This window comes from Pseudomonas sp. WS 5021 (assembly GCF_012985535.1).
Lineage (GTDB): Bacteria > Pseudomonadota > Gammaproteobacteria > Pseudomonadales > Pseudomonadaceae > Aquipseudomonas.
The window spans coordinates 126,716-145,286 of the sequence record NZ_JAAQWP010000007.1 but is presented as its reverse complement, the minus strand read 5'-3'; the positions used below and the strand labels follow the sequence as shown (position 1 = coordinate 145,286).

General features: G+C 57.6%; 19 protein-coding genes and 1 tRNA gene. 4 read left to right on the top strand and 16 right to left on the bottom strand.

Annotated features, from left to right (window positions below; translation table 11 throughout):
• Positions 1–21 precede the first annotated feature (21 nt).
• The 3 genes from iscR to trmJ all read right to left on the bottom strand — a co-directional run bounded on the left by iscR (position 22) and on the right by trmJ (position 2,371).
• Positions 22–513, bottom strand: a complete 492-nt coding sequence (iscR, locus tag HBO19_RS21680) for a Fe-S cluster assembly transcriptional regulator IscR (protein WP_003210305.1) — start codon at positions 511–513, stop codon at positions 22–24.
• A 299-nt stretch (positions 514–812) separates the two neighbouring features.
• Complete coding sequence (gene cysE, locus HBO19_RS21675) at positions 813–1,598, bottom strand: serine O-acetyltransferase (protein WP_170058290.1); 786 nt, start codon at positions 1,596–1,598, stop codon at positions 813–815.
• A gap of 2 nt (positions 1,599–1,600) precedes the next feature.
• A complete protein-coding gene (gene trmJ, locus HBO19_RS21670) occupies positions 1,601–2,371 on the bottom strand; it encodes a tRNA (cytosine(32)/uridine(32)-2'-O)-methyltransferase TrmJ (protein WP_170058289.1) in 771 nt (256 codons plus the stop codon).
• Positions 2,372–2,516: 145 nt separating this feature from the next.
• Here trmJ and suhB point away from each other — a divergent pair, with 145 nt between their 5' ends.
• A complete protein-coding gene (gene suhB / locus HBO19_RS21665) occupies positions 2,517–3,332 on the top strand; it encodes an inositol-phosphate phosphatase (RefSeq protein ID WP_003175971.1) in 816 nt (271 codons plus the stop codon).
• Between the two features lie 183 nt (positions 3,333–3,515).
• Here suhB and HBO19_RS21660 read toward each other — a convergent pair whose 3' ends face one another.
• The 6 genes from HBO19_RS21660 to queA all read right to left on the bottom strand — a co-directional run bounded on the left by HBO19_RS21660 (position 3,516) and on the right by queA (position 9,589).
• On the bottom strand, positions 3,516–4,058 hold the full coding sequence (locus HBO19_RS21660; protein ID WP_029298576.1) for a glycine zipper 2TM domain-containing protein: 543 nt from the start codon (positions 4,056–4,058) through the stop codon (positions 3,516–3,518).
• 123 nt (positions 4,059–4,181) lie between these two features.
• The gene (secF, locus tag HBO19_RS21655) at positions 4,182–5,096 is read right to left on the bottom strand and encodes a protein translocase subunit SecF (RefSeq protein WP_169956302.1); all 915 of its coding nucleotides are present in this window, start codon (positions 5,094–5,096) and stop codon (positions 4,182–4,184) included.
• Positions 5,097–5,105: 9 nt separating this feature from the next.
• The gene (secD, locus tag HBO19_RS21650) at positions 5,106–6,974 is read right to left on the bottom strand and encodes a protein translocase subunit SecD (RefSeq protein WP_169956300.1); all 1,869 of its coding nucleotides are present in this window, start codon (positions 6,972–6,974) and stop codon (positions 5,106–5,108) included.
• Positions 6,975–7,036: 62 nt separating this feature from the next.
• Complete coding sequence (gene yajC, locus HBO19_RS21645; protein WP_003175975.1) at positions 7,037–7,375, bottom strand: preprotein translocase subunit YajC; 339 nt, start codon at positions 7,373–7,375, stop codon at positions 7,037–7,039.
• A gap of 43 nt (positions 7,376–7,418) precedes the next feature.
• A complete protein-coding gene (gene tgt, locus HBO19_RS21640; protein ID WP_170058382.1) occupies positions 7,419–8,534 on the bottom strand; it encodes a tRNA guanosine(34) transglycosylase Tgt in 1,116 nt (371 codons plus the stop codon).
• Between the two features lie 5 nt (positions 8,535–8,539).
• Entirely contained in the window at positions 8,540–9,589 is a 1,050-nt protein-coding gene (queA, locus tag HBO19_RS21635) for a tRNA preQ1(34) S-adenosylmethionine ribosyltransferase-isomerase QueA (protein WP_170042975.1), read from the bottom strand.
• 108 nt (positions 9,590–9,697) lie between these two features.
• Between queA and HBO19_RS21630 the strand changes: the two genes are divergently transcribed.
• The 3 genes from HBO19_RS21630 (at position 9,698) to HBO19_RS21620 (ending at position 10,612) form a co-directional block, all read left to right on the top strand.
• Positions 9,698–9,782 (top strand) — tRNA-Leu (locus HBO19_RS21630).
• A 94-nt stretch (positions 9,783–9,876) separates the two neighbouring features.
• The gene (locus HBO19_RS21625; protein ID WP_169956296.1) at positions 9,877–10,206 is read left to right on the top strand and encodes a hypothetical protein; all 330 of its coding nucleotides are present in this window, start codon (positions 9,877–9,879) and stop codon (positions 10,204–10,206) included.
• A 34-nt stretch (positions 10,207–10,240) separates the two neighbouring features.
• A complete protein-coding gene (locus tag HBO19_RS21620) occupies positions 10,241–10,612 on the top strand; it encodes a PH domain-containing protein (RefSeq protein WP_169956294.1) in 372 nt (123 codons plus the stop codon).
• Between the two features lie 240 nt (positions 10,613–10,852).
• Here HBO19_RS21620 and ribD read toward each other — a convergent pair whose 3' ends face one another.
• The 7 genes from ribD to HBO19_RS21585 form a co-directional block, all read right to left on the bottom strand.
• Entirely contained in the window at positions 10,853–11,992 is a 1,140-nt protein-coding gene (gene ribD, locus HBO19_RS21615; RefSeq protein WP_169956292.1) for a bifunctional diaminohydroxyphosphoribosylaminopyrimidine deaminase/5-amino-6-(5-phosphoribosylamino)uracil reductase RibD, read from the bottom strand.
• Between the two features lie 7 nt (positions 11,993–11,999).
• Positions 12,000–13,892, bottom strand: coding sequence for an aminotransferase class I/II-fold pyridoxal phosphate-dependent enzyme (locus HBO19_RS21610; protein WP_170042976.1), 1,893 nt, complete (start codon positions 13,890–13,892; stop codon positions 12,000–12,002).
• A gap of 99 nt (positions 13,893–13,991) precedes the next feature.
• On the bottom strand, positions 13,992–14,648 hold the full coding sequence (locus HBO19_RS21605) for a LicD family protein (protein WP_170042977.1): 657 nt from the start codon (positions 14,646–14,648) through the stop codon (positions 13,992–13,994).
• A complete protein-coding gene (locus tag HBO19_RS21600; protein WP_170058288.1) occupies positions 14,645–15,592 on the bottom strand; it encodes a methyltransferase in 948 nt (315 codons plus the stop codon). Before HBO19_RS21600 ends, HBO19_RS21605 begins: the two co-directional genes overlap by 4 nt.
• A gap of 21 nt (positions 15,593–15,613) precedes the next feature.
• Positions 15,614–16,162: an NAD(P)H-dependent oxidoreductase gene (locus tag HBO19_RS21595; protein WP_170058287.1), complete on the bottom strand. Its 549-nt coding sequence runs from the start codon at positions 16,160–16,162 to the stop codon at positions 15,614–15,616.
• Positions 16,163–16,183: 21 nt separating this feature from the next.
• Positions 16,184–17,527 (bottom strand): MATE family efflux transporter, encoded by a 1,344-nt coding sequence (locus HBO19_RS21590; protein WP_170058286.1) that lies wholly within the window; start codon positions 17,525–17,527, stop codon positions 16,184–16,186.
• Between the two features lie 35 nt (positions 17,528–17,562).
• Positions 17,563–18,567, bottom strand: a complete 1,005-nt coding sequence (locus HBO19_RS21585) for an SUMF1/EgtB/PvdO family nonheme iron enzyme (protein ID WP_170042979.1) — start codon at positions 18,565–18,567, stop codon at positions 17,563–17,565.
• Between the last annotated feature and the right edge of the window lie 4 nt (positions 18,568–18,571).

Sequence of the window (18,571 nt, the reverse complement as noted above, 5' to 3'; positions counted from 1 at the left end):
GTGCCGTTAGCTCTTCGGCTGTCACTCGACGGCGGACGCTTCAATCTTGTCCAGACGCGGCGCCTTGGTATTGCATCGGCGCTGGTCCTGACGCTGGGCTACTTCCTGCACCTCACGGCGAGTCACAAGATCAGCCAAGCTGATACCGCTCAAAAACTCATGGATCTGCAGGCTCAGGTCACACCACAAGTGGTGCGTCAGGCAAGTGTCGCCGGCATGGCAATCACCCAGGCCCTGGCACTTGGTGGCATCGACGGATTCATTGACCGCATCGATCACCTGGGCAACCTGGATGCCCTGCATGTCGCGGGACAATTGATAACCGCCGCCCGGGCCACGCACACTGGAAACCAGGTTGCTGCGGCGCAACTTGGCGAACAGTTGCTCAAGATAAGACAGGGAAATGCCTTGGCGCTCGGAGATATCGGCCAGGGACACCGGCCCGTTTTGCGCGTGCAAGGCCAGATCGAGCATGGCGGTCACCGCGTATCGGCCTTTTGTAGTCAGTCTCATGGACAAGTACCAAGGTGTTTCAGAATGGGAGCAAGTATGCGATTCCCGAGTATTTAAGTCAACTATAAGACCTAGTACTTTAGTCAGGAATACCCGTAAAAAGGGCGCGCGAATCATAGCAGGGTGGGGTGGAATCGAACAGCAGGAACCTGGCGAGGGCCCAACCTCAAGACCAACGGAGGTCAAATGCTGGAGCGGGTTAGCCTGCGATGGCGGCGGATCAGCCGCCCATGGGGTGACTGGCAGACCGCTATCACCGGCAAGCCAGCTCCCACAGGGGACTTTATCAATCTTAAAACCTAACCCACCTTGGTGGCACCGGCCTCATCCTTGATCTCGGCGAAGTCTTCTTCGCGCAACTCAGGCAGATCTTTCGCACAGTAAGGACTACCCAGATCTTTCAACGCGCCGCACATGCCATCCAGCTTGCCGTCCACCGCCTGCAGGTGGTCGAGCAACTGGCCAATGGCGCGCGCCACCGGATCCGGCATGTCTTCGCTGACGCCATAAGCGTCGAAGCCGATCTTCTCGGCCATGGCCTTACGCTTGGCCTCCTGCTCAGTGCCGACTTCCGGCTTGACGATGATCCGCCCCGGAATCCCCACTACGGTTGCGCCTGGCGGCACAGCCTTGGTGACCACGGCATTGGAGCCAACCTTGGCACCGGCACCGACCGTAAACGGGCCCAGGACCTTGGCGCCCGCCCCGACCACCACACCATCTTCAAGGGTCGGGTGACGCTTGCCCTTGTTCCAGGTGGTGCCGCCCAGCGTCACGCCCTGGTACAGGGTCACGTCATCACCAATCTCGGCCGTCTCACCAATCACGATGCCCATGCCATGGTCGATGAAGAAGCGACGACCGACCTTGGCCCCCGGATGAATCTCGATCCCGGTCAGCCAGCGGCCAAAGTTCGACACCAGCCGCGCTAACCACTTCCAGCCCATGCCCCACAAGACGCCGGACAAGCGGTGAATCCAGATCGCATGCATGCCCGGGTAGCAGGTCAGCACTTCAAAGGCGTTGCGCGCCGCCGGGTCACGATGGAAAACACTTTGGATATCTTCTCGCAGACGCTCGAACATTTTTAATCCTTCCGCTTCAGAAGCTCGCCACGGGCCGCTTTCTGGGTCTCCGTGAGGATGCCACGCAATATATTCATCTCTGCCCGGCTGACCGAGCTACGTCCGTAAAGCCTTCGCAGGCGCGCCATCAAGTGCCTCGGTTTTTCCGGATCGAGGAATTCGATGGCCACCAGGGTTTGCTCCAAGTGCTCATAGAACCGTTCCAGCTCATCCATGGTGGCCAATTCGCCACTTTTGGTGGATGCAACCTCGTCCTTCTCCATTTTGCTCGGCTGGCCTTGTGCTGCCAGCCAGGCCATGCGCACTTCATAACTCAACACCTGCACCGCTGCCCCGAGGTTCAGCGAGCTGAATTCGGGGTCTGATGGGATGTGCACGTGATAATGACATCGCTGCAGCTCGTCATTGGTCAGGCCAGAGTCTTCACGACCAAACACCAAGGCGATTTCAGCGCCACCAGCCGCCTCTTCGACCACTTTGGCCCCGCATTCGCGGGGATCGAGCAGCGGCCAGGGGATGCGGCGGTCGCGGGCGCTGGTGCCAAGCACCAGATTGCAACCCACCAGGGCATCTTCCAGGGTGGCGACGACCTGGGCTTTTTCCAGAAGGTCATTGGCGCCGGAGGCACGAGCGTCGGCTTCGTGGTGCGGGAACACACGCGGCTCCACCAGCACCAGGCGCGTCAGCCCCATGTTTTTCATGGCCCGCGCCACCCCGCCGATATTGCCGGGGTGACTGGTATTGACGAGGACGACACGAATGTTTTGCAGCAAGGGAGGCGCTCGCGGACACGGGAAAGGGGAGCAAATCTTACAGAACAGCCTAAGGTTATGCCATGAAAGCGAACGTCGTCCTTCACCTGAAGAAAGTTTCTGCTAGAATGCTCGGCTTTCTTTAACAACCTTAGGTGACACATCCATGCAGCCCATGCTGAATATCGCGCTGCGCGCCGCCCGCAGCGCCAGTGAATTGATCTTCCGCTCCATCGAGCGCCTGGATACCATCAAGGTCGACGAAAAAGACGCCAAGGATTATGTATCCGAGGTGGATCGCGCCGCCGAACAGAAAATCATCGACGCCCTGCGCAAGGCCTACCCTACCCACGGCATCCTCGGTGAAGAAACCGGCCTGCACAAAGGTAGCGGCGAAGGCGAAGACTACCTGTGGATCATCGACCCACTGGATGGCACCACCAACTTCCTGCGCGGCATCCCGCACTTTGCCGTAAGCATTGCCTGCAAATACCGTGGCCGCCTGGAGCACGCCGTGGTCCTGGACCCGGTTCGCCAGGAAGAATTCACCGCCAGCCGTGGCCGTGGCGCCCAATTGAACGGTCGTCGCCTTCGCGTCAGCGGTCGCACCAGCCTGGACGGCGCCCTGCTGGGCACCGGTTTCCCGTTCCGTGACGACCAGATGGACAACCTGGAAAACTACCTGGGCATGTTCCGCGCCCTGGTTGGCCAGACCGCCGGCATCCGCCGCGCCGGTGCCGCCAGCCTGGACCTGGCGTATGTGGCCGCTGGTCGTTTTGATGCGTTCTGGGAGTCGGGCCTGTCCGAGTGGGACATGGCTGCAGGGGCCCTGCTGATTCAAGAAGCCGGCGGCCTGGTGAGCGACTTCACTGGTGGTCACGACTTCCTGGAGAAGGGTCACGTGGTTGCAGGCAACACCAAATGCTTCAAGGCAGTCCTGACGGCGATCCAGCCGCACCTGCCGGCTTCGCTGAAGCGCTAAGCGAGCGAGCACAAAAAAGCACCCTTAGGGGTGCTTTTTTTATGCCCGGGATTTGGCCAAGAACCAATGCCCACTGACCCCACTGTGGGAGCTGGTTTGCCGGCGATAGCGGTTGGCCAGCCAACTTGCTTAATACTGACCCGCCGCTATCGCCGGCAAGCCGGCTCCTACAGGATATGTCGGTTACTGCTGATTCTGGCCGAGGATCAGGCGACCCTCTTTATCCACTGGAATCTGGCTACCCGGATCACGCTCCATGCGCACCGATCCTTCCTTGCCATCCAGGTTGTAACGCACGTCATACCCGACCACCTTGTCGCTGATGTCGTTGACGGTGTTACAGCGAGTTTGCGTGGTGGTGTAGGTATCACGGTTCTGCATGCCTTCCTGAACCTTGTTACCGGCATAACCGCCACCCACTGCGCCGGCTACGGTGGCAATCTTCTTGCCAGTACCGCCGCCGATCTGGTTACCCAGCAGGCCGCCTGCCAGGGCGCCGACCACCGTGCCGGCGATTTGATGCTGATCCTGCACCGGACGCTGCCGGGTCACGGTGACGTCCTTGCAGACCTCACGGGGAGTTTTGATCTGGGTCTTGACCGGCTGCACCGCCAGCACTTGCGCATACTCAGGGCCGCTTTTTACCAGGCTGTAGGTGGCAACAGCACCCCCGGCAGTCACACCGACAGCACCCAATACCGCACCAACCAGTAACGACTTGTTCACGTGAACCTCCTGACCATCACAAGCGGACTGAAACGTCCGCGCTATACCCAGCCTTGGAGCAAAAAAAAAGGCGCGAGTTCAATACTCACGCCTTCTTTGCAACAGTGGATCAACAAACACCCATCAAGGGCGGTCGTCGACCTCCTTGTCGGTCGCAACAGGAGGAATCAGGTCTTCGCTGTTGAGGTTCAGCCAGATCAGCACCACGTTGGCGATGTAGATCGACGAGTAGGTTCCCGCCAGGACGCCGATAAACAGCGCCAGGGAGAAGCCCCACAGGTTGTCGCCACCGAAGATCATCAGCGCGGCAATCGCCAGCAAGGTGGAAATCGACGTCGCCATGGTGCGCAACAGGGTCTGGGTGGTGGAGATGTTGATGTTCTCGATCAACGTCGCCTTGCGCAGCACCCGGAAGTTCTCGCGAACCCGGTCGAATACCACGATGGTGTCGTTGAGGGAGTAACCAATGATCGCCAGCACCGCCGCCAATACCGTCAAATCGAAGGTGATCTGGAAGTACGCCAGGATACCCACGGTCACGATCACGTCGTGGATCAGCGAGACAATGGCCCCGACGCCGAACTTCCACTGAAAGCGGAACGCCAGGTAGACCATGATGCCGGCCAGCGCCATCAGCATGCCGAGGCCGCCCTGGTCGCGCAGCTCTTCACCTACCTGCGGGCCGACGAACTCGACGCGCTTGACCGAAGCCGGGTTATCGCCACCGACCTTGAGCAAGGCCTCGGCCACCTGGTGGCCCAGTTGCGGGTCTTCACCCGGCATCCGCACCAGCAGGTCGGTGGTCGCACCAAAGCTCTGCACGATCGCCTCGTGGTAACCGGCCTCGTTCAGTTGGGTACGCACCTTGGTGACATCGGCCGGCTTCTCGTAGGTCAGCTCGATGAGCGTACCGCCGGTGAAGTCCAGACCGTAGTTCAGGCCCTTATGGAACCAACTGAACAACGCCAGGACGGTAAGGAGCACAGTGACGCCGAACGCAACGTTGCGAACGCCCATGAAGTTGATTGTACGTAACATGGCAGCCCCTTAAATCCACAACTTCTTGAAGTCACGCCCGCCAAAGATCAGGTTGACCATTGCGCGGGTCACCATGATGGCCGTGAACATCGAGGTAAAGATACCGAGGGACATGGTCACCGCAAAACCCTTGACCGGGCCGGTGCCCATGGCAAAGAGAATCCCGCCGACCAGCAATGTGGTCAGGTTGGAGTCGAGAATCGCGGTAAATGCCCGGCCGAAACCTTCGTTGATTGCCCGTTGCACGCTCATGCCCGCCGCGATCTCTTCACGAATCCGCGAGAAGATCAGCACGTTGGCGTCCACCGCCATACCCATGGTGAGTACGATACCGGCGATACCCGGCAGGGTCAGTGTAGCCCCCAGCAGCGACATCAAGGCCAGCAGCAGCACCATGTTCACCGCCAGCGCAACCGTGGCAATGATGCCGAAGAAGCGATAGATGGCGATGATGAACAGCGAAACGAACAGCATGCCCCACAGGGAAGCGTCGATACCCTTGGTGATGTTGTCAGCACCCAGGCTCGGACCAATGGTGCGCTCCTCGGCGAAGTACATCGGTGCCGCCAGGCCACCGGCCCGCAGCAGCAATGCCAGCTCGGAGGACTCACCCTGGCCGTTCAGGCCGGTGATACGGAATTGAGCACCCAACGGCGACTGGATGGTCGCCAGGCTGATGATCTTCTTCTCTTCCTTGAAGGTCTGTACGGCTACGTCTTTCTCGACGCCATTGACCATTTGCTTGGTGTAGGTGGTCACCGGGCGTTGCTCGATGAAGATCACCGCCATGCTGCGACCGACGTTGCTGCGGGTGGCGCGGCTCATCAGTTCGCCACCATGACCATCCAGGCGGATGTTCACTTCAGGCGTGCCGTGCTCGCCAAAACCAGCCTTGGCATCCGTCACCTGGTCACCGGTGATGATCAGGCCACGCTCGATCTGCGCTGCTGGGCGATTGCCCTCGCGGAACTCGAACATTTCGGAAGTAGCCTTGGAAGCGCCCGGCTCGGCAGCCAGGCGGAACTCAAGGTTGGCGGTCTTACCGAGAATCCGCTTGGCTTCAGCGGTGTCCTGCACGCCTGGCAGCTCAACCACGATGCGGTTGGCGCCCTGGCGCTGGACCAGAGGCTCGGCCACACCCAGCTCGTTGACGCGGTTACGTACCGTGGTCAAGTTCTGCTTGATGGAGTATTCACGGATTTCCGCCAGCTTGGCCGGGGTCATCGCCAGACGCAGCACCGGCTGACCATTGAGGTCGGCAGGAACAATGTCGAAATCGTTAAAGCTTTTGCGAACCAGGGCGCGTGCCTGTTCACGGGTGGCTTCGTCAGCAAAGCCCAGCTGGATGGCACCGTTGAGCTGCGGCAGGCTGCGATACCGCAGGCGCTCTTTGCGCAGCAGGCTCTTCACATCGCCTTCGTAGACTTTCATGCGTGCATCGAGGGCTTTGTCCATGTCCACTTCCAACAGGAAGTGCACACCACCGGACAAGTCCAGGCCCAGCTTCATCGGGTGCGCGCCGAGGCTGCGCAGCCATTGCGGAGTGGTTTGTGCCAGGTTCAGTGCGACTACATAGTCATCACCCAATACCTTGCGCACAACATCCTTGGCCGGCAATTGGTCTTCTTGCTTGGCCAGGCGCAACAAACCGCCCTTGCCGTTGGGCGTCAGGCTGGAAGCCTTGACCGTCAAGCCGGCTTCGGTAAGCGCCTTGCTCGCGCGCTCGAGGTCGGCATCGGTCACTTGCAACGACGTGCTAGCGCCGCTGATCTGGATCGCCGGGTCATCTGGATAGAGATTGGGAGCGGAATAAATAAAACCGATCGCCAGCACCGCCAGGATCAGTACGTATTTCCACAGAGGGTATTTGTTCAGCATCACGCCGCCCGCTTATGACGCGGGGCGCCTTGCGCGCCCCGTCGATTGGTAAAAGTTGTTACTCAGATCGCTTTGAGCGTGCCTTTTGGCAGCGTGGCGGCGATGGCGCCTTTCTGGAACTTCATTTCAACGGTGTCGGAGACTTCCAGTACCACGAAAGCATCGGAAACCTTGGTGATCTTGCCAGCGATACCGCCGGTGGTGACCACTTCGTCGCCTTTTTGCAGGCTGCCCAGCAGGTTTTTCTGCTCTTTGGCGCGCTTGGCCTGTGGACGCCAGATCATCAGGTAGAAGATGACCAGGAAGCCGACCAGGAAAATCCACTCGAAACCACCGCCCATAGGACCGGCAGCGGCCGGTGCAGCGGCGTCAGCCATAGCGTTAGAGATAAAAAAGCTCATTTAGCACTCCAGTTGCAAATAGTGAATCTTAGGGTCGGGAAACTCAGTCCAAGGGCGGCACAAGCAGCCCGCGCTTGGCATAGAAGGCATCGACAAAGGCGGCCAATGTACCCTGTTGAATAGCCTCGCGCAAACCAGCCATCAGGACTTGGTAGTGACGCAAATTGTGGATGGTATTCAACATGCTACCCAGCATTTCCCCGCATTTGTCCAGATGGTGCAGATAAGCACGGGAGAAGTTCTGGCAGGTGTAGCAATCACAGGTGGGATCCAGCGGCGAATCATCATGGCGATGGAACGCGTTACGGATCTTCAGCACGCCTGTATCAATGAACAGATGCCCATTGCGGGCATTACGGGTTGGCATCACGCAATCGAACATGTCCACACCGCGGCGCACACCCTCTACGAGATCTTCTGGTTTGCCAACGCCCATAAGGTAACGAGGTTTGTCAGAAGGCATCAGGCCTGGCAGGTAGTCCAGCACCTTGATCATTTCGTGCTTGGGCTCGCCCACCGACAGGCCGCCAATGGCCAGGCCATCGAAGCCGATCTTGTCCAGGCCTTCGAGCGAGCGCTTGCGCAGGCTTTCGTGCATGCCGCCCTGGACGATGCCGAACAACGCGGCAGTGTTGTCGCCGTGGGCATTCTTCGAACGCTGGGCCCAGCGCAACGACAACTCCATGGAGATCCGCGCCACGTCTTCATCGGCCGGGTACGGCGTGCACTCGTCAAAAATCATCACAATGTCTGAGCCCAGGTCACGCTGGACCTGCATCGACTCTTCCGGGCCCATGAACACCTTGGAACCGTCCACCGGCGAGGCGAAGGTCACGCCCTCCTCCTTGATCTTGCGCATGGCGCCCAGGCTGAACACCTGGAAACCACCGGAGTCGGTGAGGATCGGGCCTTGCCACTTCATGAAGTCATGCAGGTCGCCATGCTTCTTGATCACTTCGGTGCCCGGGCGCAACCACAGGTGGAAGGTGTTGCCGAGGATGATCTCGGCGCCGGTGGCGACGATGTCACGCGGCAGCATGCCCTTGACCGTGCCGTAGGTGCCGACCGGCATGAACGCCGGGGTCTCCACGGTGCCACGGGGGAAGGTCAGGCGGCCGCGACGGGCTTTACCGTCAGTAGCCAACAATTCAAACGACATACGACTCATAGTTGTTCCTCTGGGCCGCGCGGCGCCGGATTACGGGTGATAAACATCGCATCACCGTAGCTGAAAAAACGGTACCCATTATCGATGGCGGCCTGATAGGCGGCCATGGTCTCGGGGTAACCGGCAAATGCCGACACCAGCATCAACAGCGTGGATTCCGGCAAATGGAAGTTGGTGACCAGGCAATCGACCACATGGAACGGCCGGCCTGGGTAGATAAAGATATCGGTGTCGCCACTGAACGGCTTGAGCACGCCATCGCGCGCGGCACTCTCCAGGGAACGCACGCTGGTGGTGCCCACCGCGACCACCCGCCCGCCACGCGCCTTGCACGCGTTGACCGCGTCCACCACGGCCTGGCTGACTTCCAGCCATTCGCTGTGCATATGGTGATCTTCGATGTTCTCCACACGCACCGGCTGAAACGTCCCGGCCCCCACGTGCAGGGTCACATAGGCCGTCTCGACACCCTTGGCGGCAATCGCCTCAAGCAGCGGCTGGTCAAAATGCAGCCCAGCCGTCGGCGCGGCGACGGCGCCGAGGCGCTCGGAGTAAACCGTCTGATAGCGCTCGCGGTCCGAATCTTCGTCGGGGCGGTCTATATAAGGAGGCAACGGCATATGGCCGACACGCTCCAGCAGCGGCAACACTTCTTCGGCAAACTTGAGTTCGAACAGCGCGTCATGGCGCGCCACCATCTCGGCCTCGCCACCGCCATCAATCAGAATGCTCGACCCCGGTTTCGGCGACTTGCTGGAGCGCACATGGGCCAGCACACGATGGCTGTCCAGCACCCGTTCCACGAGGATTTCCAGCTTGCCGCCGGAAGCCTTCTGGCCAAACAGCCGCGCCGGAATCACCCGGGTATTGTTGAAGACCATCAAGTCGCCTGGGCGTAAATGCTCAAGCAAATCAGTAAATTGACGGTGTGCAAGGGCACCGTTGACCCCGTCCAGGGTCAACAGTCGGCTGGCGCGACGCTCGGCCAAAGGGTGGCGAGCGATCAGCGAATCCGGCAGTTCAAAAGTAAAGTCAGCAACGCGCATGATGGGGTTCGTCTAGCAGGGCCGGGAAGTCTAGCGGAAATAGTGAAAATAGACCATGAAACGTGATTGACCAACGGTAATCACGTCTCTATACTTCGCCGCCATTGAGCCCTGATGGCGGAATTGGTAGACGCGGCGGATTCAAAATCCGTTTTCGAAAGGAGTGGGAGTTCGAGTCTCCCTCGGGGCACCATCTTAAAAAAAGACCTTGAAATTCAAGGTCTTTTTTTTCGCCTGCAGAAAAGTGATCATCTCCCCCCGCACCAGACAGTAGAGGCCCCAGGACCATGGAATTGACACTCGAAGCCGTTGCTCTGTTCGCCCTCAAGCTGGTGCATGAGACGGAAGATGGCAGCCCGATCCTGCGCGACGATCTGGTGATGGACGGGTACGAGCGGGAGGTGTTTGGGCTGTTGGTGCGCAGTGGCGACCTGGCAACTATCCAACGCAAGTTGGATGAATGCATGAAGTTGGCCTTGGAGACGTTGGGGGGTGCCAACACGGTAATGGGCCGCGAGTTGCAAAAGCTGGCGGCCCAAGTCCGGCAAGCCTCGACGCTGGAGGAACTAAAGCCCCCACTCGCCGCACTTAAGGACTACCTCAAGGCCATCTTGTAACGCACCCTCCCTGCCCCACCACAAGGACCGCCCAATGATCGACTTCAACAACAAAGGCTTCTTCAAGCTCAAGCAAAACAATGAATACGCCGAACGCGTTGCATCCATGCTGCTCGATGACGAACACGTGGTCGATGCCTACAAAGCCATGCGCGACGGTGTGGTGTTTACCACCAAGCGCATCATCGCTGTGAACGTGCAAGGCATCACCGGCAGCAAGAAGGACTTCACTTCCCTGCCGTACAAAAACATTGTCGCGTACTCGGTGGAAACCTCCGGCACGTTCGACCTGGATTCGGAGTTGGAGATCTACTTCTCGTCATTGGGCAAAGTGAAGTTCGAGTTCACGGGCAAGACCTCGATGGTGGAAATCTCCAGGCTGATTTCCAAGCACCTGCTGGGTTGATCGGCCGGTAAAACCAAGGTCTTTTTACCGCAAGCCGTGTGATTCAGCGGCTGTATGCCATCAAATGTGGGAGCTGGCTTGCCGGCACCCTAGAACTACCCGCCTACACCAACTCTCTCACCCAGCGCTCAATTCCTTCCTCCGTCAACCATACCGGACACTTGCCCTTGACCGCCAACACCTCGTTCCGTTGCTTCATTGAGGACGGTAAACAGTGCGTGCATGAGGCGTTCTATTACATCAATCCTGATGGCACGCCTTGTTATCCGGATGCAGCACTGCAGAACCCGCCGGCCGCGCAATCACACAAATATCATCCCCCAACGGTCTGACACTCGTGAATTCAAGCCTCACAGCTTCACCCAGTTTGTCGATCGGCCACTCCAACGCAGGCTTGGCAGTTGAACCCAGGAACTTGGCAGCAATATGGAATATGTACTCATCCACCAGGTTCAAACGCGCGAACGCCGCCACCAGCCGCGAGCCGGCCTCGATCAGTACCTCGTTGGCTCCACGGTTTGCCAAGGTCTTGAGCAATGCTTCAAGCGGCACCTGCCCGTCGACCGCGTCAAACATCAGTAACTCCTGGCCCTCGCCCGGATCGGTCAGCGAGGTCGAAGTGGTCGCCACCAACGTCGGGCCGGCGGTGAAAAAGGCAGCGTTCGGGGGCACTCGTCTTTGGCTGTCAATCAGCACACGCAGGGGCGGTCGCTCCATGGCCAGGCAAGCCTGGGACTCCTCCAACTGCAACTCGGCCTTACGTATCGTCAACCGCGCCTGATCCCGCAGCACCGTGTCCGCACCGGTGATGACGGCACTCGACTGCGCCCGCAGGCGCTGGGTTTCTGCCCGCGCCAGCGGCCCGGTAATCCATTGGCTTTCACCGCTGTGCATGGCGGTTCGGCCATCCAGGCTGACACCCATTTTCACCCGCACCAGTGGCAGGCCAGTGACCATTCGTTTGATAAACCCTCGATTGAGCTGCCGTGCCTGTTGCTCCAGCAGGCCAAACGCGACACTGATACCCGCAGCACGCAGGCGCCTGACGCCCTGGCCGGCAACCTGCGGATTGGGATCGACCATGGCGATAACCACCTGTTTCACCCCGGCGCTGATCAGTGCATCGGCGCAAGGCGCAGTGGCGCCAAAATGACAACAGGGCTCCAGCGTCACATAAGCCGTTGCGCCGGCAGCGGCGGCGCCTGCCTGGCGCAGGGCGTGCACTTCAGCATGGGCGTGCCCTGCCCGGACATGCCAGCCCTCGCCGACAATGCGCCCGTAATTGACGATGACGCACCCGACGCGCGGGTTGGGGCTGGTGGAATACAGTCCCAACTGCGCCAGCTCGATTGCCCTTTGCATGCACTCAATCGGGTTCATAGGGTCATCACTCGCTGAGCGCTGCATCTTGACTGAGGGCTGTGCGGGTCAGTTTGACGCCAGTTCGAACGCACAGTGTGTAGTCGTCCAGAAGCAATACATGTTTTAACGCGTCAATAAGCCTGTCGTTCTGCTCACGATTCCTGGAGGAAATGCGCAAGTATCGATCGGCGTCATCCATGACTTTTCCGCTGCATTCCTTAATGAAGATGCTGAAGTCATCAACCAGCAACGCAGCCAGTTCCGGGGCCGACGGGTAGCCCGGTTGCAAGCGGCACAACACAAAGTTGCTGGCCGTAGCGAATACCTCAAAGGCCTCGATTTCACGTAGCTGCGCAACCAGATCATCCGTCTCGCTGCGCACCTGGGCGCAACTGGCCGCATATTCTTTACGGTATTGCGGAAGGTTGAGCATGAACTCCTCGGCAAATCCGTTGATGTTCCAGATCGGCAGTTCCTTACGCAAAGCGTCCAACCAGTCCTGGTCCGCACTGGCCGCGTACCCCAGCCTCAGGCCGCCAATACCGAAGGTTTTGCTCATGCTCCTTAGTACGATGATTCTTGGCAAAACCAAGAGGTCGTGGAGCAACGATTGATCCCGTGCATCGCCGGAAAAATCAAGAAATGACTCGTCCACTATCAGATAGGGCGCCTGATCCCGGGTACGCCTATAGAGTTCCAGGATCGTATCCTTGGGAATAAGCCCGCCCGTGGGATTGTTCGGCGTCACCAACACAATCGCACTCGGCTTTTGTTGCTCAATGACGCGCAGCGTGTGCTCGATATCCAGCGCAAACTGATTTTGCGCAGTCAATCTGATCGTCGTAACACGCTCCACGGGGAAGGCATTGGCAAATTCATTGAACGAAGGTTCGAACACCAGCAAATTGCCGCCAAAGAGCCTGGGCATCAGACGAATGATTTCCGAGACACCGTTGGCAATCACCAGGTTTTCGGTAGGCACCCCCAGGAAGTCCGACAATAGCGGCAGGCTCGCACCCGCCGAGGCAGGATAGTTGAGGGCGATGTCAGCGAAGCGGTCAACCATCAGCTTCTTCAGCCCCGCAGGCGGGAAGTGCAGGTTGTAGATGAGGGCGTGGTCGGTCACAGGGAAGCGCCAATACCCCCCATGCTGGCTGGAAAGCAACGCATGCTTATGCTCGGAAAACTGATAAGACGCGATACGCAGGTCATATAAGTTATCTATTTCAATCCAGGTGCCCGGATCGACTTCAATTGCCTTGAACCCCATACCTTGCGTACACGCAGTTTTGAAAGTCACTTCGTAATAGTCATTCAACCGGTTGTTCCTGACGTTCCGTTCAAGTTCTCCGATCAAATAATTTTTGCAGAATTGGGCTGACAAGTAATAGATATTGGCCGTTTTGAGTGGCCTATCGGCGGTCAGATGATCATCAGCTTTGCTGCTACCAAACTGTCGGATAAGTCCATGGGCATCCACCTCGGCAAAGGTGCCTTCCATCAGTGGGGTAAGTGGTGAGACAACTGCCAGGCATTCGCGACCGCTTTGTGCGTCCAAAGCCGTAATCACCGAGGCACGAAAGAAAATATCGCCCTCCAGCAACGTGACCCCCTCCTCGCCTTCCAGTTCATGGGAGGCCAGATACAACGAATACAAATTATTGGTAGTGGCCCACTCTGCGTTTTCGATAAATCGCACGGTCACCGGCAACTCCAGCGCCGCGACAAAGGCCCGTATCTTCAGCCCCTTGTAGCCGATCACCACTACAACCTCCTGGTAACCCGCCTCGACGAGAATATTCAGTGCATTAGCCAGGATACTAAGGCCATTGACCTCAGTCAGTGGCTTGGGAGTAGAGTCAGAGGCTCGTCCAAGACGAGACCCCATGCCTGCGGCAAGGACAATAGCTTTTTTCATCACAGTTCACCTGTTGCAGAGCAAAAGCGAAGTAGCGAAACCTGTTGATTACCTAAAGGCGCCCTGTAACGCTGGACTATCAACAGGGACGGCCTGGGTTCAGGCTCGGGTTTTTACCGCACACCGAAAGTCACTCAGGGTCACTTTCTCGGTATCCAGATCAACTTCATACCGATGGTCAAACCCCTTTGCTGCATGGCTACTCCATTCGTTACCGTACGCACGCTCCAGATAGCGCCTGGAGGCCAATGCGTCAGGAGCCGGTAAATCGAGATGCCCAAAACGCATAGCGCCTCGGGAATGCCAATCCTCCACTGTCAGATACTCGCGGGGCCAATTAGCCAATGCCAGCTGACTGGTATAGCGAAGATACCCGTCCTGTTCGGACAACGGAAAGATGTCCACAGAGGGATATAAGTAATCGCGATTGTTCTCTTCCGGCGTGGAAATGCCCGCTGTCGAGAACACCTTATAACCGCCCCATAGTTCCCAAGGCTGTTGACTGAGGCGATAACCCCGTTCGGCAAATTGCTGTTCCAAAGAAAAAAACTTTTCGATATCGGCCTCGAGAATATAGAGATCAGCATCGTCGTCCCAAGGAATCAAACCGGTATGACGTACGCCCCCCAGCAAAGTACCCGCCGCCAGGCAATACTCGAGCCCATTGGCGGTAAAAATGTCATTAATCACTTCAAGTCCATCGTAGAGCTGATCGACAAACACCTGGGGGGTCTTTCCAAGTTTTTCTTGACTCATATCCCTTTCCTTTTGGCAGACAACGCGCGAGTGAAGACCGTAGTGGCTTGCTCTGAAACTATCTCGAAGCCCAACTCATCCAGAAGTTTCGCAAGTTGATCCCGGCCATAGACTCTCGCCCCACAATTAACCAGCATATCCAACGACATCAATGCGCCTACTTTCGTATCGGTATCGAACTCATTGATTACCAGCACACCGTTGTGTACCAGGCCATGACAGATATTCCCCAGAATCTGCTTCGCCTCGGTTTCGTCAAAGCCCATCAACAGTCGCGAAATAACAATACAATCGGCCTCTATCGGCAACTTCCCGAGCACGATGTCATGGGGTAGGAAGTTCACATCAAACTGTTTATAAGCACTCAGGGTCCCCCTGGCTATGTCCAGGGTTCTCGCAAAATCCACCAGCGTGTACTTAAGATCAGTCGCCGTTCCCAACACTTGTTCAATCAACAATCCTGGTCCGCTCCCCACATCCACGATATGCCGAGGGGCATGGGCTAGCAGCACTTGGGCCAAACGCACATTCATCTCGCCGACGCCCTGTTGCATGGCCACCGCAAAATTGCTCTGCCGGTCATAGGCAAACGACGTGGCCTGCCCCGGACGGAAGAAGTCCTCCGCCACCGACCAGTTCGACCAATGGTTGGCGTCCAGCAATAGCAAGTTGGCGATCGACCCCGCGGTATCCCGGCGCAACGTGGCCCGAAGATCCTGCGCAACGCTGTAGTGCATGCCTTGTTTGTTCAGGATGTTGAGTTGCACAAGGGTTTCCAGGAGGATCGTTGTAGACACACGATGCAATTCAAGCCGGGCAACGAGTTCATCAATCGTCAGGTCTTCCTGGCAAAGCTCTTCAAAAAGGCCTGCCTGTACCGCGAACATGACAGCACGAGCCGCCCTGAAGTTGAACACCAACTGGTGAAGTTCTTGTGGTTTCATAGTCGATCCAGCCCATAAGGATTACATGCCGTAGCTGATCGCCGCACCAACCCCCAACAGGGCAGCACGAACAACCGAAAGTTGGCGCGCGTACAACTCCAGCATTTGCACGCAGGCGCTGATACGCCGCCCCAGACCAGGATGAAGACTGCTGCTCATATCCGCCCCAAAGTTATGCACTTCACGAATAATCAGGTGATCCGGCATGTAGCAGATTTTTGTATTTTTATAAGTAGTGGCACGTAGATCCAGGACGGGGTAACTCCCCCCCATGCCGCTGGAAATTGAAACAATCAATGCCGGTTTGTGCGCCAGCACCGGGTACTCGCTGGAAACAAAAAACTCCTTGAGTACCGGCGGAGCCATGCCTGAGTGCTCCGGCGCGATAACAATGAAGGCCTCGGCCCTGCTTGCAAGTTCATCACTCTCAGGGCCGATGGGCTGTGTTGCCAAATTCAGGACTGTCGGTGTAAATACTGAATAGTCACGTAAATAATCTTCCAGGATTCTACTAACCCTCAAACTTTGCGAATCCATTCTTGGGCTACCAGCGATAATCAGCACTTCCATAGTCGCATCCGTCGGTAAATATCAAATAGTTTCCATCGGCCGGTGCTGCGTTTTCGACATGGGCAGGGAGCGCCGGGCGCCTCTAGCCACCCAGACAGCCAGCACGCCTCCCAGCAGATTCAACGCCAACAACATCAGCAGGGCCAGATTGAAATCGTTAAACAGATAACCCACCCAATAACAGCCTGTGTGAAGCAACAGGACATACACCGCATCAATCGCCATGGCGGTCCTGGCTCTTTCAATCGCTGGCAACCCATGAACGGCCAGGTACAGCATGCCTCTGCCGAATACCGTGATCGGGATGATCATCAAGTACGTCACTACAAAGGGCAGTGCATCTTCATATCCACCCAACATGAAACGCGCCACCGGCAGGGCAAATACAATGAACGGCAATGCCACGACGGTTTGCCACACCAGGACCAGTCCATAGCCGGACTTGAAAATCATCCCTACCTGGCCCTGCTGCTGTTGAACGAATGCCTTGCTCAGCAGCACCGTGGTGACCGCTGACAGACCCCACACGGGAATCATGATCAAGGGTTGCAGTTTTGAAATAACCCCCATGGTTGCAACTTCCGCGTCTCCCAGTTTAGAGATCAGATAAGTGGCCACGATTCCAGAAATGGGCCAGAAGGTTGCGGTGGAACTGGTCACCCAGGCCAATCGGGAAATGTTCGCGGCGGCCTTGATTATCTTGCCCACCCCCAGATTGCGGGGACCGGTGGCACGGGTTTTCCTGACGCCAAAGTAAATGCATACAAGTGCCCCGAAGGCCTGTGCCAGCCAGGCGGCATACACCGAACCGACCAGGCCAAATCCGTCGAAACCACCCACGCCAAACATCAGCAGTGGATCGAGCACAATGTTCATCAGGCAAACCACCGCAACCACGATGGCCTGGGTTTTGAACAATGACAGACCACGCAGGTATGCCGTGGAAATGGCAAACGTGAGGGTAATGATGAAGCCGTACAGCCAAGTCTTTAAATAGCCTTCGCTTTGCTCATAAATGGATTGCGCTGCCCCCATCGCTCCAAGCACTGCCTCAAGGTTCAGGCCCGCGCCCAATAGCACGACCCCATAGACCACGGCACCCATCAGCAGGCCAGGCAGCAACACATCGATAACGGTATTGCCCTCGGCCCTTTCCTGCCCTTTGGACACATGGACACTGATCGCCAGGGCAATGCCCATGGCAATCGTGTTCATCAACCACATGAAAGGGCTGGCCAGGCTTGCTGCCGTCAGAGACTCATGACCAAGGTGAGCGATGAACACCATGTCGATGGCATTCGCGATCATCAGGGCGCTGAACGACAACATGGTGTGCATGGCCTGGCTGTTGATATCTTTGCTCAACCGCCACAAGTCCTGGGCTCCGAACGCGCGCAGTCTCACTCGGCAACCACTCGAAAACCCACGGCATACAACGAGGCATAGGGGGTAATGCTCAGCCCGTGCCGCCGGGAAACCCGGCATAGATCGGCAAAACGGCCAAAACAACCGCCCCGGGTGATTCGATAGGTCGGCCGGCTCTCGGAAATCAAGTCGTCCATGACAAAAGGACCATTGGGATACGCGTCGTAATCATTCGATGTGTATTCCTCGACGTTCCCGCCCATGTCCATTAGGCCGAACGGCGATGCGCCCTGAGGGAAAACACCGACCGGCGTCGTGGATAACAGACCAAGCTCGGCGGTATTGGCGTTTTCGGTCCTGGCCTCGTTGCCCCATGGGTACTCAAACTCGCCGGCACCGGCGGCGTATTCCCATTGCGCCTCGTCAGGCAAGCGCACGGTCCTGCCGGTCCTGGCCGAAAGCCAGGCGCAGAACGCATCCGCCGCGCCCGCACTCACCGAGTACACCGGATGGTTGGCGTAGTGCAGAGGAAACGCCCGCAAAGGCCAGGAGGTCGGCACCTCAGCGTTGGGGCAATCCCGTAAAAACGCCAGGTACTCCAGGTTGGTCACCGGATACTTCGAAATATTGAAGCCCGCCAGGGACACCGTATGCCGAGGTACTTCCTTGAGAATCCAGTCGCGAATAACCCCCACATCGGCATATTCACGCACGACTGCATCGATTTTCGACTCATCGATACCAATATGTGCCTCGCCCGCAGGAATCGACACCAGATTATTCAGCGCGCCCGCGATGATCCGGGGATCGCCCTTGATCGCCAACTCCGTGCCCAATTGCAAACGCCGGGACAAGTCGGTCGACTCCTCGAAACTGCGCAGTAATGCTGCGGCTTCTGGCGTTTCCCGGAAACGGTTCATCCGCTCCAACGTTTCAAGCAACCCGGTTTGAGGTTGATAGACTGCAGGTTGTTCACAGGGATCGAGCGGTGATGTGACCGTACATTTCTCTGCCACAACTACTTTTTCTCGTGCATTCATTGTT